The organism is Pseudomonas sp. BF-R-30 (genome assembly GCF_019956175.1).
Taxonomy (GTDB): domain Bacteria; phylum Pseudomonadota; class Gammaproteobacteria; order Pseudomonadales; family Pseudomonadaceae; genus Aquipseudomonas; species Aquipseudomonas jessenii.
In genome coordinates this window covers 17,864-31,795 of the sequence record NZ_JAHBDE010000022.1, presented here as the reverse complement: position 1 = coordinate 31,795, position 13,932 = coordinate 17,864, and the positions used below count along the sequence as shown (strand labels likewise).

Annotated in this window: 14 protein-coding genes, 4 tRNA genes and 1 riboswitch; of the genes, 7 read left to right on the top strand and 11 right to left on the bottom strand. The window is 57.9% G+C overall.

All coding sequences use genetic code 11. From position 1 onward, the window contains the following. Positions 1 to 459 precede the first annotated feature (459 nt). Positions 460 to 726 carry a hypothetical protein gene (locus tag KGB20_RS12805; protein WP_223532383.1) on the top strand — a complete coding sequence of 89 codons (267 nt, stop codon included), beginning with the start codon at positions 460 to 462 and terminating at the stop codon, positions 724 to 726. After that, entirely contained in the window at positions 723 to 1,436 is a 714-nt protein-coding gene (locus KGB20_RS12800) for a response regulator transcription factor (protein ID WP_223532381.1), read from the top strand. Before KGB20_RS12805 ends, KGB20_RS12800 begins: the two co-directional genes overlap by 4 nt. A 321-nt stretch (positions 1,437 to 1,757) precedes the next feature. On the opposite strand, the gene KGB20_RS12795 is transcribed toward KGB20_RS12800, so the two are convergent. Continuing rightward, a tRNA-Arg gene (locus KGB20_RS12795) sits at positions 1,758 to 1,834 on the bottom strand. A gap of 290 nt (positions 1,835 to 2,124) precedes the next feature. Between KGB20_RS12795 and KGB20_RS12790 the strand changes: the two genes are divergently transcribed. Both KGB20_RS12790 and KGB20_RS12785 read left to right on the top strand, forming a co-directional pair. After that, complete coding sequence (locus tag KGB20_RS12790) at positions 2,125 to 2,358, top strand: hypothetical protein (RefSeq protein ID WP_223532379.1); 234 nt, start codon at positions 2,125 to 2,127, stop codon at positions 2,356 to 2,358. Between the two features lie 23 nt (positions 2,359 to 2,381). Beyond that, positions 2,382 to 2,561 (top strand): PA3371 family protein, encoded by a 180-nt coding sequence (locus KGB20_RS12785; protein ID WP_223532377.1) that lies wholly within the window; start codon positions 2,382 to 2,384, stop codon positions 2,559 to 2,561. 97 nt (positions 2,562 to 2,658) lie between these two features. Here the strand turns inward: KGB20_RS12785 and KGB20_RS12780 are convergent, their stop codons facing one another. Then, the gene (locus tag KGB20_RS12780) at positions 2,659 to 2,865 is read right to left on the bottom strand and encodes a hypothetical protein (RefSeq protein ID WP_150812133.1); all 207 of its coding nucleotides are present in this window, start codon (positions 2,863 to 2,865) and stop codon (positions 2,659 to 2,661) included. Between the two features lie 110 nt (positions 2,866 to 2,975). On the opposite strand from KGB20_RS12780, the gene KGB20_RS12775 reads away from it, so the two are divergent. After that, positions 2,976 to 3,302, top strand: coding sequence for an Arc family DNA-binding protein (locus tag KGB20_RS12775; RefSeq protein ID WP_008066583.1), 327 nt, complete (start codon positions 2,976 to 2,978; stop codon positions 3,300 to 3,302). Positions 3,303 to 3,526: 224 nt separating this feature from the next. On the opposite strand, the gene mgtE is transcribed toward KGB20_RS12775, so the two are convergent. Then, complete coding sequence (gene mgtE, locus KGB20_RS12770) at positions 3,527 to 4,969, bottom strand: magnesium transporter (RefSeq protein WP_103397747.1); 1,443 nt, start codon at positions 4,967 to 4,969, stop codon at positions 3,527 to 3,529. Between the two features lie 321 nt (positions 4,970 to 5,290). Between mgtE and KGB20_RS12765 the strand changes: the two genes are divergently transcribed. Further along, positions 5,291 to 5,809 (top strand): cell envelope protein SmpA, encoded by a 519-nt coding sequence (locus tag KGB20_RS12765; protein WP_223532375.1) that lies wholly within the window; start codon positions 5,291 to 5,293, stop codon positions 5,807 to 5,809. 19 nt (positions 5,810 to 5,828) lie between these two features. On the opposite strand, the gene KGB20_RS12760 is transcribed toward KGB20_RS12765, so the two are convergent. The 7 genes from KGB20_RS12760 to ltaE all read right to left on the bottom strand — a co-directional run bounded on the left by KGB20_RS12760 (position 5,829) and on the right by ltaE (position 11,798). Then, positions 5,829 to 5,905 (bottom strand) — tRNA-Arg (locus tag KGB20_RS12760). 72 nt (positions 5,906 to 5,977) lie between these two features. Beyond that, positions 5,978 to 6,054 (bottom strand) — tRNA-Arg (locus KGB20_RS12755). A gap of 107 nt (positions 6,055 to 6,161) precedes the next feature. After that, positions 6,162 to 6,252: transfer RNA gene (locus tag KGB20_RS12750), tRNA-Ser, on the bottom strand. Positions 6,253 to 6,314: 62 nt separating this feature from the next. Next, positions 6,315 to 6,503: a carbon storage regulator CsrA gene (gene csrA / locus KGB20_RS12745; RefSeq protein ID WP_002554426.1), complete on the bottom strand. Its 189-nt coding sequence runs from the start codon at positions 6,501 to 6,503 to the stop codon at positions 6,315 to 6,317. Positions 6,504 to 6,692: 189 nt separating this feature from the next. After that, on the bottom strand, positions 6,693 to 7,934 hold the full coding sequence (locus tag KGB20_RS12740; protein WP_007971040.1) for an aspartate kinase: 1,242 nt from the start codon (positions 7,932 to 7,934) through the stop codon (positions 6,693 to 6,695). Between the two features lie 91 nt (positions 7,935 to 8,025). Further along, on the bottom strand, positions 8,026 to 10,647 hold the full coding sequence (alaS, locus tag KGB20_RS12735) for an alanine--tRNA ligase (protein WP_223532373.1): 2,622 nt from the start codon (positions 10,645 to 10,647) through the stop codon (positions 8,026 to 8,028). Between the two features lie 146 nt (positions 10,648 to 10,793). Further along, positions 10,794 to 11,798: a low-specificity L-threonine aldolase gene (gene ltaE / locus KGB20_RS12730; protein WP_223532372.1), complete on the bottom strand. Its 1,005-nt coding sequence runs from the start codon at positions 11,796 to 11,798 to the stop codon at positions 10,794 to 10,796. A gap of 196 nt (positions 11,799 to 11,994) precedes the next feature. After that, a riboswitch (FMN riboswitch) is annotated at positions 11,995 to 12,165 on the top strand. Between the two features lie 103 nt (positions 12,166 to 12,268). On the opposite strand from ltaE, the gene KGB20_RS12725 reads away from it, so the two are divergent. Beyond that, positions 12,269 to 12,778 carry a 6,7-dimethyl-8-ribityllumazine synthase gene (locus KGB20_RS12725; protein WP_223532371.1) on the top strand — a complete coding sequence of 170 codons (510 nt, stop codon included), beginning with the start codon at positions 12,269 to 12,271 and terminating at the stop codon, positions 12,776 to 12,778. A 143-nt stretch (positions 12,779 to 12,921) separates the two neighbouring features. On the opposite strand, the gene astE is transcribed toward KGB20_RS12725, so the two are convergent. Further along, positions 12,922 to 13,932 carry a succinylglutamate desuccinylase gene (gene astE, locus KGB20_RS12720; protein WP_223532369.1) on the bottom strand — a complete coding sequence of 337 codons (1,011 nt, stop codon included), beginning with the start codon at positions 13,930 to 13,932 and terminating at the stop codon, positions 12,922 to 12,924.

Genomic DNA, 13,932 nt, shown 5'->3' with positions numbered 1-13,932 from the left:
AGAGACGAACAAGTCCCTGACTGCCCGTGTTATCGGCCAGCCATGGCATTCCCTTGAGAACCTTCCCCCAACGCCCGTTCTGAATAGGTGTAGGCCTTACTGAAAACGAGACCTCGCGCACAAAAAAGTGCTGATGCATGAACACCAGCGATACATGAACACCCGCAAATGCCGGTGGCTGACCAGCAGGCATCGCCGATAAATTGACTAAGCTGACATTAGCACTCCTAAGTGAACACCACTCGTCGATTAATTGACGAACGCAATCAGGATCAGACCTTGGCAATTGGCCACCCATGGCGAGCCTAATACCTTGATTTTCGAGGCTTACTCCCCTCCTTGAGTACATCGCTCAGGCCTGTCCGCACCGGGCTTGTATCGAGGACTGACGGATGGACAGGTTGGCAGCGCTCCGGGCTGACCTAGAATCAGTTGAGAGGCGGGAGGGAGCACATCATCATGCGTAAACCACTGATAATTATTTGTATTGAACTTCTCTCCCGGGCTTTGCCTGCCTTATGGAAAAGTTCGCCCCACGTGCCAGTGCTGTTGATGGAAATGGCCCCGGGGTCGGTGGTTGCCAATGCCTGGGCGGGCATCATCACGGCCTCCCGGCGTTCGAATCCATCCTTCAATCGCTGCGCCCCGGTGAGCAAGTTGCTGACCCGGGAAAGCCAGCGGGTGGAGGCCATCATTGGTTTTTCAAGGAGGTCAGGAAGATCATGACTGACCAAAAAGAGCCAATTGGTGTGATGTTGATCGATTGTCGCCCCCTCATACTCAAGGGCCTTCACGACTTGATCAATGCCAGAATGCCCCGGATGGAAGTGACAGGACAGGCCACCACCTATACCCAGGCGCTGGATCTTGCCGATCAGCTGCGGCCCGATGTCATTTTTTTCAGTTTCTTTCCGGATGCGCTGAACCCTCTGGATGTCGTCGCGGGACTCACCCGTAGCGCCGAAATGAAAGTGCTGCTGCTCAAGGGCCTGTACGAAGTCGTCCCCGCTGCCCAGGCGATAGAGGCTGGCGCTCGCGGCATCGTGCTGGCGGAAGACCCGACGGAATCGATCATCCAGGCCATCCTCAAGGTCCACCATAGCGACATCGCAATGGATAGAGCCTGGGCTGGCGGCCTTTCCGGCTATGCCGCGTCCAGACATACACCCATGAAATGCAATCTGGAGCGGGCGAAACAGGCGCGGTTGACGCTGCGCGAGAGAGAACTGATTCGCGCCATCGTGGGCGAACCGTCCGCCAAATATGTGAGCATCGCCGGGCGCCTGGGGATCAGCGAGCACACCGTGCACAACCACCTCAGCAACATCTATCAAAAGCTAGATCTCATCAACCGCATCGACTTGTTGATGTATGCGCTCAAACACGGGCTCACCAACGAAGCACCAACCGAGTCCGCCTGGGTAGAACTGGATTGAATTTCAAGTCGATGCAAGACGGTCTACCCCACACTTTTTCAGGGGGTAGGTCGTCACCGTTTCGCCGTCCTTGTCGGTGGCCTGGGACTGAGTGCCCGCAAAACTGATGTCGTTCCCGGTAAATCCTGCCGCACCAACCTGTACCTACTCCCCCGCGCACTCCCAGACGGGATGGGAGATTCAGACTACGTGGGAGAGGAGGCGCAAAGGCGCGAAGGTAGAGTTGAAGGCTTCGATAAATCCAAGGCGCCTGAATTTGCAGAACTTTATCTACAAGTCGTGAAAAGGAAGCGTTGAGGCAGGCGGGGGGAGCTGAAAATATGGTGTCCCAGGGCAGGTTCGAACTGCCAACCTTCCCCTTAGGAGGGGGATGCTCTATCCAATTGAGCTACTGAGACACAGGTTGACCGCGACGATACGCGGTGCGATGGACGGCGTGCATGTTAACGGCCGGGCTGGCTTTTGTCATGTCGTCCGTAGGCTTTTTAAGTGTAGGCAGACGCCTCGGCCGGGCGCGGACTTGTTTACCATGCAAATTGCATCACTGCAAAAAGCCATCATTGCAAAATGCAATATGGCGCTTTACCAAAAATAACTTAATTCATTGTTTTTAAAGAATTTAATTGTCGATAGACTCTGGCATGCGAGCTGCTTCTGCTGTTCTCACAGAACAACCGAGGCCCGTCCCATGAAGAGCGCCCTTTCACTCTCATCTGCAATCGCACTAGTGGTTTTAGCGGGCGCTCATTTTGTTCCCGAGAGCAGCGCTACGCAGGTTGCCCAACGTATGCAGTATTACCTTCAGTTGCAGAAGGCGCCGCAGCTGGCAGTGACAAGCGACCGGCACAGCCTTGTCAGTCAGGAGATCGACCAGGAAAACCTCCTGGTGCCGGCTCCGTCTGCCGAACGTTTGGTATTTTGAATGACCTTTACCAGGAGCACAGCATGTCCAGATCAGCCGCGAGTTTCTTCGTCCTCGCCTTGTTGAGCGGCATTTTTCATCTGTCATTGACCCAGGACATGGTCGTCACTCTCCCCCTGATCGCCTGTGGCGTATTCAGCACGCTGTTCGTGCTCGCATTGATCGCCGGGCGCAAGATCAAGTTTGATCCGGTACTGCGTTGATCCTGGCATGGTAGACCCGCTGCAAGGGCCTGCCATCCATCCTGAATTCACCCCCGCTATACGACTTCCCCTAGTAAATCGGCAATTTGCCACTATCCTATAAAAGACAAGGAACAGGGTCCGAGTTCACTTTTTCCTGCCCGCCGGAAACCTTTCGTCGGGTGGAGAAAGCGATAAGCGATACGGCTTGGTCGAACTTTTCAAACCAGTCCGCATTTCTGATAATTGGTGCTGGCAGAACGCCTTTATCCAGTTCAATATTTGTCACATAATTGGCGCCAAGGATCTGGCTGCTTTGAGGCATGATGCGCGCCTCTATGAATTCAGGTTGAACATTTGGTCAGAGCGCTTGTCCTACCAGACATCCTGCGGCCAATCCCGAAAACCGCTCCCCTGAACTAACCGGTTAAATATATGCGCCCATTGAAACAGGCAATTTATTCCAGCCGTACGGCTGACAAGTTCGTCGTACGTCTGCCAGACGGAATGCGTGAACGCATTGCCGAGGTGGCTCGCAATCATCATCGCAGCATGAACTCCGAAATCATTGCGCGCCTTGAACAGAGTCTTATTCAGGAAGGCGCACTGGGAGAAGAGTTGAGCATGCGCCTGGACAGCCCGGAGCTTTCCTTGCACGAACGGGAGTTGCTGCAGCGCTTCCGCCAGCTCTCCCATCGACAGCAGAACGCCCTGGTTTCGCTGATCGCCCATGACGCTGAAATGACCGCCGACGCTTCCTGATTCAGCCAGTAAGCCCAAGCCAGCCTGATCGCTGGCTTTTTTTTGCCTGAAATCCGGGCACAAAAAAACCCGCCAAAGACGTAACGCTGTAGGAGCGAGCTTGCTCGCGATGGACTCAAGAGCGCCGCGTTTAGCCAGTAAACACGCGGTATCGTTAACGACCATCGCGAGCAAGCTCGCTCCTACAGCATTACGCCAAAGGCGGGGTTTTAATGAACGGCGCTTCAGAGCAGGAAGATTGTCGCCAGCCCCAGGAAGATGAAGAAGCCGCCGCTGTCGGTCATGGCCGTGATCATCACGCTGGCCCCCATCGCCGGGTCGCGCCCCATCTTCGCCAGGGTCATCGGGATCAAAACCCCCATCAACGCCGCCAGTAGCAAGTTAAGCGTCATCGCGGCAGTCATCACCACGCCCAAAGACCAACTGCCATAGAGCAGATAGGCAACCACACCGATCACCCCGCCCCAGATCACGCCGTTGATCAGCGCTACCGCCAATTCCTTGCGCATCAGGCGCGAGGTATTGCCGGTGCTCACCTGGTCCAGCGCCATGGCCCGAACAATCATGGTGATGGTCTGGTTACCCGAGTTGCCACCAATGCCCGCCACGATCGGCATCAACGCCGCAAGCGCCACGAGCTTCTCGATCGAACCTTCAAACAAACCGATGACCCGAGAAGCCACGAACGCGGTAATCAGGTTGATCGCCAGCCAGGCCCAACGGTTACGCAGGGATTTCCAGACCGACGCAAAAATGTCTTCTTCTTCACGCAGACCCGCCATGTTGAGAACTTCGCTTTCGCTCTCTTCACGGATCAGGTCGACCATTTCATCGATGGTCAGACGGCCGATCAGCTTGCCGTTCTTGTCGACCACGGGTGCGGAGATCAAGTCATAACGCTCGAATGCCTGGGCGGCATCGTAGGCGTCTTCGTCCGGGTGGAAACTCACCGGATCGCTGGCCATCACCTCGGAAACCTGTTTGTCCGGATCGTTGACCAGCAAACGCTTGATCGGCAACACGCCCTTGAGCACGCCGTCGTAATCGACCACGAACAGCTTGTCGGTGTGGCCCGGCAACTCCTTGAGACGGCGCAGGTAACGCAAGACCACTTCAAGGCTGACATCCTCACGGATGGTCACCATCTCGAAGTCCATCAGCGCACCGACCTGCTCCTCGTCATAGGACAGAGCCGAACGCACGCGCTCGCGTTGTTGCTGGTCGAGGGTCTCCATGAGCTCATGGACGACGTCTCGCGGCAGCTCGGAGGCCAGGTCAGCGAGTTCGTCGGCATCCATGTCCTTGGCGGCTGCCAGGAGCTCGTGATCGTCCATGTCGGCGATCAGTGATTCACGGACCGAATCGGATACTTCAAGAAGGATGTCGCCGTCGCGATCAGCCTTGACCAGTTGCCAGAGCGTCAGACGATCGTCCAGCGGCAAGGCTTCAAGGATGTAGGCGACGTCGGCGGAGTGCAGGTCATCGAGTTTGCGTTGCAACTCGACGAGGTTCTGCCGGTGGACCAGGTTCTCGACCCGGTCATGATGCGGGCCTTCCTGGCGGTGAGTCAGGTCTTCTACAACTCGCTGGCGCTGCAGCAACTCAACCACCTGAGCCAGGCGATCCTGCAAGCTTTCCTGCGTTTTCTTTACTTCAACATCGGACATAGGCGAACTCCACTCCCAGCAGCGGGGCACGCCGGAAGGATCAATCAGTCAATTCATGATTGGTGAAACGGGGTACTGAGTAACTACTGGGTAAGTCCATGGAGGTATTCCACAAGCCCCGGCGGGGCTGACGGGCGCAATGATACACCGCCTGACGGTTTTAAACGTTAAAAAATCTCGGCTGAAACAAGCGCTTGCACAACAAACCTGAGCATCGGCCTGATCCATGAAAATGCGACGACGTATTCCGAAAAGAAAACACACACCCCTTCGAAAATTGTAGCCGCTACCCTTGAAAAGGAACGTCACGGAGGACGCCTGATGCCATCAGTTGCTCAATTCTTTTTGGTTTTCACCCTGCTCAGCCCCCCGCCCTTGGCGGTCGCCACCACCGTTCAGCGCTGTGAGGCTGCCAATGGGCGCATTACCTTCACCACACTGGGTTGTGCCGCGGGAGAGAATGTTTCACTTCAGGACGCCCGTGCCTTTACACCTGGCAGCACGATGGCGCTTATGCCGCCAGCCGAGCCCCGCGAAACATCAGGTATGAAAATCCAAAGCAGAGAGCCGACCGTGGTCGGCCAGGCGCAGGACAAGTGTGGAAACCTGATCAATGCCAGGGAGCGCCGGGAGGCGATCATCAATCAGCGAGTGATCGCGGGCATGAGCCAGCAAGACGTCGAAAGCGCCCTCGGCAAGCCAGACAGGATCAGTATTCGAAATTCAGCCACGAGCTACCGTTACGACACCCTGCGAGGTCGTAGTGCACAGGTGGAGTTCGACGAGAGGGGATGCACGAAAGGAAAAGCCAAATCCCGGACGGCAAAAAGCCCGCATTAGATGCGGGCTTTCTGTTGTATGGTGCACTCGACAGGATTCGAACCTGTGACCGCTCGGTTCGTAGCCGAGTACTCTATCCAGCTGAGCTACGAGTGCAATTTGTGTTTTTATACCAGATCACAACTGGTTGAAGCCAAGTTACTTACATTGCTGTAACTAACTCTTAAATGGTGCACTCGACAGGATTCGAACCTGTGACCGCTCGGTTCGTAGCCGAGTACTCTATCCAGCTGAGCTACGAGTGCATTTGTTGCCGCGCATTATAGGCCGTTTAATCTCTATGTCAAACACTTTTTCTAGTAATTTCAACAACTTACCGAAAAAGCCAGATTACAACGTACTACGCAAATAATGGCGGAGAACGGGGGATTCGAACCCCCGACACCCTTTTGAGGTGTACTCCCTTAGCAGGGGAGCGCCTTCGGCCACTCGGCCAGCTCTCCGCAACACGGGGCGTATATTAACCAGCTTCTTCCCCGTTTGCAAACATAAAAAACGATAAAAATTAATGGCTTGGTTCTTCGTCCTTCTCTTTCTTGATACGCAGGTAAATTTCTTCCCGGTGAACAGCTACCTCTTTGGGGGCATTAACACCGATGCGCACTTGATTTCCTTTGACGCCGAGCACGGTCACGGTGATTTCGCCATCACCGATAATCAGGCTTTCTGCACACCGACGAGTCAGAATCAGCATACCTTTCTCCTCACGCATTTCATTTCAGGGACAACAGTCTGCAAAAAAAAGGCACTCGACCCACAACCGGAGCGGTCGCAGCCCTACATGCCTGAGTATTGACTAGCGCGAGCAAAAGAACAGTCTCGGGGGGTCACGCCATTCAAAAAAACAAAAGGCGCGGTCAGACCGCGCCTTTTGGCAAACGCATCACTCGCCCTGGCGGGCCGGTGCGTCCAGTTCGAAAGCCGTGTGCAGAGCGCGCACAGCCAGTTCCAGATACTTCTCTTCGATCACTACGGAGACTTTGATTTCCGAAGTCGAGATCATCTGGATGTTGATGCTTTCCTTGGCCAGGGATTCAAACATGCGGCTGGCCACGCCTGCGTGAGAGCGCATGCCAACGCCGACGATCGACACCTTGGCGATCTTGGTGTCGCCCACGACTTCACGGGCACCCAGCTCGCCAGCGGTTTTTTCCAGCACAGCTTGCGCGGCCTGGTAGTCGTTGCGGTGCACGGTGAAGGTGAAGTCGGTGGTGTTATCGTGCGCGACGTTCTGCACGATCATGTCGACTTCGATGTTCGCGGCACTGATCGGGCCGAGAATCTTGAAGGCAACGCCCGGGATGTCTGGCACGCCACGGATGGTCAGCTTGGCTTCATCGCGGTTGAAAGCGATACCGGAAATGATCGGCTGTTCCATGGTTTCCTCTTCATCAATAGTAATGAGGGTGCCCGGACCCTCCTTGAAGCTGTGCAGTACGCGCAGCGGAACGTTGTACTTGCCGGCGAACTCGACCGCGCGGATCTGCAACACCTTGGAACCGAGGCTGGCCATTTCCAGCATCTCTTCGAAGGTGATCTTGTCCAGGCGCTGAGCCACGGACACCACACGCGGGTCGGTGGTGTAGACGCCGTCGACGTCGGTGTAGATCTGGCATTCGTCAGCCTTCAGGGCTGCCGCCAGCGCCACGCCGGTGGTGTCGGAACCGCCACGACCGAGGGTGGTGATGTTGCCGTGCTCGTCGACGCCCTGGAAACCGGCGACAACCACCACACGACCTGCCTTCAGGTCACCGCGAATCTTCTGGTCATCAATCTGCAAGATACGCGCTTTATTGTGCGCGCTATCCGTCAGAATCCGCACCTGATTGCCGGTGTACGACACCGCCGGCACGCCGCGCTTGATCAGCGCCATGGCCAACAGGGCAATCGTCACCTGCTCACCGGTGGAAACGATCACGTCCAGCTCGCGCGGAACCGGTTGGCCGTCGCCACTGATTTGCTTGGCCAGATCGATCAGACGGTTGGTTTCGCCGCTCATTGCAGACAGCACGACCACCAGGTCATCGCCGGCATCGCGGAATTTCTTAACCTTGTCGGCGACCTGCTCGATTCTCTCGACAGTGCCGACCGAGGTGCCTCCAAATTTCTGTACGATCAAAGCCATTTCAAAGCCGCCTCTGCCCATGAAGGGCGCCCAAATAATCACTCAAACAGCGTTGCGGCCCACCACTAGACTGCGGGCCGCAAGTACTGCCTTATAGACCCTGCTCTACAAACGGAACGGTCAGGGCCAGTGCCGCATCCAGTGCGCCAGCGTCGGTACCGCCGCCTTGCGCCATGTCTGGACGACCACCACCCTTCCCGCCCACTGCCGCAGCGGCTTGCTTCATCAAATCACCGGCTTTGAGTTGGCCAGTCAGGTCTTTGGTTACGCCTGCAACCAGAACGACCTTTTCCTCATGGACACTGCCGAGCAGGATCACTGCGCGGCCGAGTTTGTTTTTCAGTTGATCGACCAGCGCCAGCAGCGCCTTGCCATCCTGACCGTCCAGACGCACGGCCAGCACTTTCACATCCTTGACGTCCAGCGCCTGGGCCGACAGATCGTCGCCCGCGGCACTGGCAGCCTTGGCTTGCAACTGCTCGAGTTGCTTCTCCAGCAGACGGTTGCGCTCCAGCACAGCCGACAGCTTGTCGATCAGGTTGTCGCGGCTGCCCTTGACCAGGCTGGCCGCTTCCTTGAGTTGTTCTTCCGCAGCGTTCAAGTAAGCCAGCGCTTGCGCACCGGTGACCGCCTCGATACGACGCACGCCCGATGCCACACCGCCTTCGCTGATGATTTTCAGCAGGCCGATGTCGCCGGTACGGTTCGCGTGGATACCGCCGCACAGCTCGACGGAGAAATCGCCCATGCTCAGTACGCGTACGTTGTCGCCGTATTTTTCGCCGAACAGCGCCATGGCGCCTTTCTGCTTGGCGGTTTCGATATCGGTTTCTTCGGTTTCAACTTCGGAGTTCTTGCGAATCTCGGCGTTGACGATGTCTTCCAGCGCTTTCAGTTGTTCAGGCTTGATGGCTTCGAAGTGGCTGAAGTCGAAGCGCAAGCGCTGACTGTCGACCAGCGAGCCTTTCTGCTGAACGTGATCGCCCAGCACCTGACGCAATGCTGCGTGCAGCAAGTGAGTCGCGGAATGGTTCAGCGAAGTGGCGTGACGTACGTCGGCGTCCACCTGCGCCTGAACTGGCGAGCCAACAATCAGGCTGCCCGAATCCAGCACACCGTGGTGCAGGAACGCACCGCCGGTCTTGGTGGTGTCGCGCACGTCGAAACGCGCAGCGCCAGCCTGGAGGAAGCCGCAATCACCAATCTGACCACCGGATTCCGCATAGAACGGCGTCTGATCGAGAACGACTACGCCCTCTTCGCCTTCGCTCAACACGTCGACCGATTGCCCGTCCTTATAGAGAGCAACGATCTTGGCGGAACCGCTGTGAGCGGTGTAACCGGTGAATTCGGTGTCCACATCAACCTTGACCAGGCTGTTGTAGTCCATGCCGAAGGAACTGGCGGAACGGGCACGAACGCGCTGGGCTTCCATCTCGCGCTCGAAACCTTCTTCGTCGATGGTCAGGCTGCGCTCGCGAGCGATGTCGCCAGTCAGGTCCATCGGGAAGCCATAGGTGTCGTAGAGTTTGAACACCACGTCGCCCGGCACCACGTCGCCCTTGAGCTCAGCCAGATCCTGCTCGAGGATCTTCAGGCCCTGCTCCAGGGTCTTGGCGAATTGTTCCTCTTCGGCCTTCAGCACGCGTTCAATGTGCGCCTGCTGGGATTTCAGTTCCGGGAAGGCTTCGCCCATCTCGGCGACCAGGGCCGCGACGATTTGATAGAAGAAGCTGCCCTTGGCGCCCAGCTTGTTACCGTGACGGCAGGCGCGACGGATGATCCGGCGCAGCACGTAGCCACGACCTTCGTTGGACGGCAGCACGCCGTCGGCGATCAGGAAGCCGCAGGAGCGGATGTGGTCAGCCACGACTTTCAGCGAAGCCTGAGCATCGTTGGTGCAACCGATGGCCTTGGCCGATGCAATCAGCAGGCTCTGGAACAGGTCGATTTCATAGTTCGAGTGAACGTGCTGCAGCACGGCACTGATCCGCTCCAGGCCCATGCCGGTGTCCACCGACGGCGCTGGCAGCGGGTGCAACACGCCATCGGCGGTGCGGTTGAACTGCATGAACACGTTGTTCCAGATCTCGATGTAACGGTCGCCGTCTTCTTCCGGCGAGCCCGGTGGGCCGCCCCAGATGTCGGCGCCGTGATCGTAGAAAATCTCGGTGCAAGGACCGCACGGGCCGGTATCGCCCATGGTCCAGAAGTTGTCGGAGGCGTACGGTGCGCCCTTGTTGTCGCCGATGCGCACCATGCGCTCGGCCGGAACCCCGATTTCCTTGGTCCAGATGTCGTACGCCTCGTCATCGCTGGCATAGACGGTGACCCAGAGCTTTTCCTTCGGCAGGTTCAACCACTTGTCGGAAGTCAGGAAGTTCCAGGCGTAGCTGATGGCATCACGCTTGAAATAATCACCGAAGCTGAAGTTACCCAGCATTTCGAAGAAGGTGTGGTGACGAGCGGTATAACCGACGTTTTCCAGGTCGTTGTGCTTGCCGCCGGCGCGCACGCATTTCTGGCTGCTGACGGCGCGGGTGTACGCGCGCTTTTCCTGGCCCAGGAAGCAGTCCTTGAACTGGTTCATCCCCGCGTTGGTGAACAGCAGGGTTGGGTCGTTGCCCGGAATCAAAGAGCTGGAGGCTACACGGGTGTGGCCTTGCTCTTCGAAGAAGCGAAGGAAGGCTTCACGGATTTCTGCGCTTTTCATTAGGTTCTTCCACGGAGGCTGCGGCCAAAGGCCTGTTCGAAACGTCAACAGACGAAGCGACGGCAAAGGGCCGCATTATATCGGCCCTGCGCGCGGGGTACAGCGTGTTTATACGATAGAAACGGTCAATTGGAGTGCTAACGCTATCACTTGCGCGAAAAGTCGACGAATGTCGCGACGACCTGCTCGATTTGCGCACGGCTGACGTCCATGTGCGTGACCATGCGCAGACGCGCGGCGGCACTGAGTTTGATCCCGCGCTTGGCGGCAAAGGCCTTGATGGCCTCGGCCTGGTCGCCCATCTGCACATAAACCATGTTGGTCTGCACCGGTTCGACCTCGAACCCCGCCCCGCGTAGGCCTTCGGCCAGCAACTGCGCGTTGGCATGGTCATCGGCCAGGCGCTGAACGTTGTTATCCAGCGCATACAGGCCTGCCGCCGCGAGAACCCCGGCCTGACGCATGCCGCCACCGACCATCTTGCGCAGGCGCCGGGCCTTCCCGATCAGCTCGGCCGAGCCGCACAGCACCGAACCGACCGGTGCGCCCAGGCCTTTGGACAGGCACACCGAGACGGAATCGAAATACTGGGTGATTTCCCGGGCATCCACGCCCAGCTTCACTGCCGCGCTGTACAGACGTGCGCCGTCCAGGTGCAGTTGCAAGCCATGCTCGCGGGTAAAACTGCGCGCCCGTGCCAGGTATTCCAGTGGCAGGACCTTGCCTTGCATGGTGTTTTCCAGCGCCAGCAAACGGGTGCGGGCAAAATGGAAGTCGTCCGGCTTGATCGCAGCAGCGACCTGCGCCAGGTCCAGCGAACCATCGGCCTGCACTTCCAGCGGTTGCGGCTGGATCGAGCCAAGCACCGCCGCGCCACCCCCTTCGTACTTATAAGTGTGGGCCTGCTGGCCGACGATGTACTCGTCACCGCGCTCGCAATGGGCCATCAACCCCAGCAGGTTGCTCATGGTGCCGGTCGGCACGAACAGTGCCGCGGCAAAGCCCAGTCGCCTGGCCAGTTCGGCTTCCAGGTGATTGACCGTCGGATCTTCGCCATACACGTCATCGCCGGTGGCGGCCTTGGTCATTGCCTCGAGCATGCCGGCGCAAGGTTGGGTGACAGTGTCGCTGCGAAGATCGATAACACTCATGAATCTGGCCTCGGTAAGCAGGGGAAATCCCTTTCAGGAAAGAATTACTGCGGGCATGGCGACGATTAATCAACCCTTGCGTAGGAAAAGGCCGATTAAACCAACGGAAAAGTCGATGACAATCATCCAAAAGGGGTCATGCGCATACCGCAAATATGTGATAAAAACGCTGCGCCGCCAAACATTTGGGCGGCAAAAACGTTCTCAGGGCGGGGTGCAACTCCCCACCGGCGGTAATTGCGCGCAATGCGCATAGCCCGCGAGCGCTTGGTGACAGCACGGCTTCGGCGGTGCCTGACAGCAAGGTCAGCAGACCCGGTGTGATCCCGGGGCCGACGGTCATAGTCCGGATGAAGAGAGAACGGGATTGACAACAAAGGGCCGTCCGCCGGCATTCGTGCGAGCGTGCGTACCCTCAGATCCCCTTCGATTCATAACGCCCTGTTTTTCACACAAACAGGAGTCAGAACATGCAACCCACCGCAATCGACAGCAAAAGCAAACACCATCAGGGCGAGCGCGTAGCGTTCATCCAGGCCTGCTGGCACAAGGACATTGTCGATCAGAGCCGTAAAGGTTTCGTCGCCGAAATGATTGCCCAGGGTTATCAGGAATCCGATATCGACTTCTTCGAAGTCGGCGGCGCCTTTGAAATGCCCCTGCACGCCAAGTTGCTGGCCAAGACCGGTCGTTATGCCGGCATCGTCGCCGCAGCCCTGGTGGTGGACGGCGGGATCTACCGTCACGAGTTCGTCGCCCAGTCGGTGGTCAGCGGCCTGATGCAGGTTCAACTGGAAACCGAAGTGCCAGTGTTCTCGGTGTCCCTGACCCCGCACCACTTCCATGCCGGTGAAGAGCACCAGAAGTTCTTCTTCGAGCATTTCCTGCATAAAGGCCAGGAAGCGGCGAAGACCTGTGCGGATACGTTGCTGAAAATCCGCAGCCTGCGTCGCACTGAACCGCGTGCCGTAGCCGTCTAAACACCGCCTCTCCCTGTAGGAGCGAGCTTGCTCGCGATGAACTCCAGAGCGCCGCGGGCCTTCAAGTTCCCAGCGTTATCGTTGACGACCATCGCGAGCAAGCTCGCTCCTACAAGGGATTTGTGTCGGGCGTGAGGCCCGTGTCAGGCCAGGTTTGCGTCGGTGGTCGGCACGACCAGGATGCCGGCACGCAAACCATTCTTCACCCTGGGGTTCGGGAAGATGATCCGGGCGCCCTCTTCCTCGATGATCCAGCGGGTGTTGGCGATATCTTCCGCCAGCAGGTAACCCACTTCCAGCTCCGAAAAGTTCTCGATGTCCACCGGCAGGTTCAGGCGGAAGCTGTCGCTGTGCTTGATGATTTCTCGCGCCACGCTGTACAGCTGCAAACCGTCCAGCGCGTCCTCAGTCAGTTCTGGTTCGGTGCCCTCGATGATCTGCTTGAGGCGCTTCTCCAGCAGCGACACGTTGACACCGTCGTTCTGACCGAACGGCCGCGCCTTGCCCAACTCCAGGGTAAAGGCCTCGGCACCCAGCTTGTCGTAGGTATAGGAGCTGAACACGATGGACGGCTTGTTCTGCAGCAACACCGCTTCCATGCCGGCAGCACGCAGGCGCGCCAGCTCCTGACGCGAATGCTGGCGGTCTTCCTTCCACGGGTACAAGGCGAACTGCTCGATTTTCGAGCCACGAATCGCCGTGTGCAGGTCGTAGTGCAGGCGCTGGCGATCCGGCAGGCTGAAGAAGCTGGCAGCCAAACGCTCCAGCTCGCAGGCGCGCAGGGCTTCGCAACCGCTACTTTGTTCGTGACGGCCATTGAACAGCCGATTGACGTCCTGCTCGACGAAACGCTCGCCCTTGCGAATCGCTTCCGGGTTGCCGAACAGGAACAGAATACGTGTGCGCGGCTTCAGGTCGCCGCGAGCAATGTCGTGCAACAGGCGATCGAGCAATTCGATCGGCGCTGTTTCGTTGCCGTGGATCCCCGCCGACAGCAGCAGGTCCAGGCCATTGTCACGCGCTTCAGGTGGCCGGACTTCCAGCGCACCTTCGCTCAACCAGCGCATGCGCACGCCTTCGACAGTCAGTTGAGTCTTCTCCGCCGGTTCGCGGCCGGCGAGGGTCAGTTCAAGCAGTTTGCCGAGGGCGAGCAT

Bases quoted from the DNA above. Each gene is read 5' to 3' on its own strand.
- KGB20_RS12805 (WP_223532383.1), top strand. From the start codon at position 460: ATGCGTAAACCACTGATAATTATTTGTATTGAACTTCTCTCCCGGGCT.
- KGB20_RS12800 (WP_223532381.1), top strand. From the start codon at position 723: ATGACTGACCAAAAAGAGCCAATTGGTGTGATGTTGATCGATTGTCGC.
- KGB20_RS12790 (WP_223532379.1), top strand. From the start codon at position 2,125: ATGAAGAGCGCCCTTTCACTCTCATCTGCAATCGCACTAGTGGTTTTA.
- KGB20_RS12785 (WP_223532377.1), top strand. From the start codon at position 2,382: ATGTCCAGATCAGCCGCGAGTTTCTTCGTCCTCGCCTTGTTGAGCGGC.
- KGB20_RS12780 (WP_150812133.1), bottom strand. From the start codon at position 2,865: ATGCCTCAAAGCAGCCAGATCCTTGGCGCCAATTATGTGACAAATATT.
- KGB20_RS12775 (WP_008066583.1), top strand. From the start codon at position 2,976: ATGCGCCCATTGAAACAGGCAATTTATTCCAGCCGTACGGCTGACAAG.
- mgtE (WP_103397747.1), bottom strand. From the start codon at position 4,969: ATGTCCGATGTTGAAGTAAAGAAAACGCAGGAAAGCTTGCAGGATCGC.
- KGB20_RS12765 (WP_223532375.1), top strand. From the start codon at position 5,291: ATGCCATCAGTTGCTCAATTCTTTTTGGTTTTCACCCTGCTCAGCCCC.
- csrA (WP_002554426.1), bottom strand. From the start codon at position 6,503: ATGCTGATTCTGACTCGTCGGTGTGCAGAAAGCCTGATTATCGGTGAT.
- KGB20_RS12740 (WP_007971040.1), bottom strand. From the start codon at position 7,934: ATGGCTTTGATCGTACAGAAATTTGGAGGCACCTCGGTCGGCACTGTC.
- alaS (WP_223532373.1), bottom strand. From the start codon at position 10,647: ATGAAAAGCGCAGAAATCCGTGAAGCCTTCCTTCGCTTCTTCGAAGAG.
- ltaE (WP_223532372.1), bottom strand. From the start codon at position 11,798: ATGAGTGTTATCGATCTTCGCAGCGACACTGTCACCCAACCTTGCGCC.
- KGB20_RS12725 (WP_223532371.1), top strand. From the start codon at position 12,269: ATGCAACCCACCGCAATCGACAGCAAAAGCAAACACCATCAGGGCGAG.
- astE (WP_223532369.1), bottom strand. From the start codon at position 13,932: ATGCTCGCCCTCGGCAAACTGCTTGAACTGACCCTCGCCGGCCGCGAA.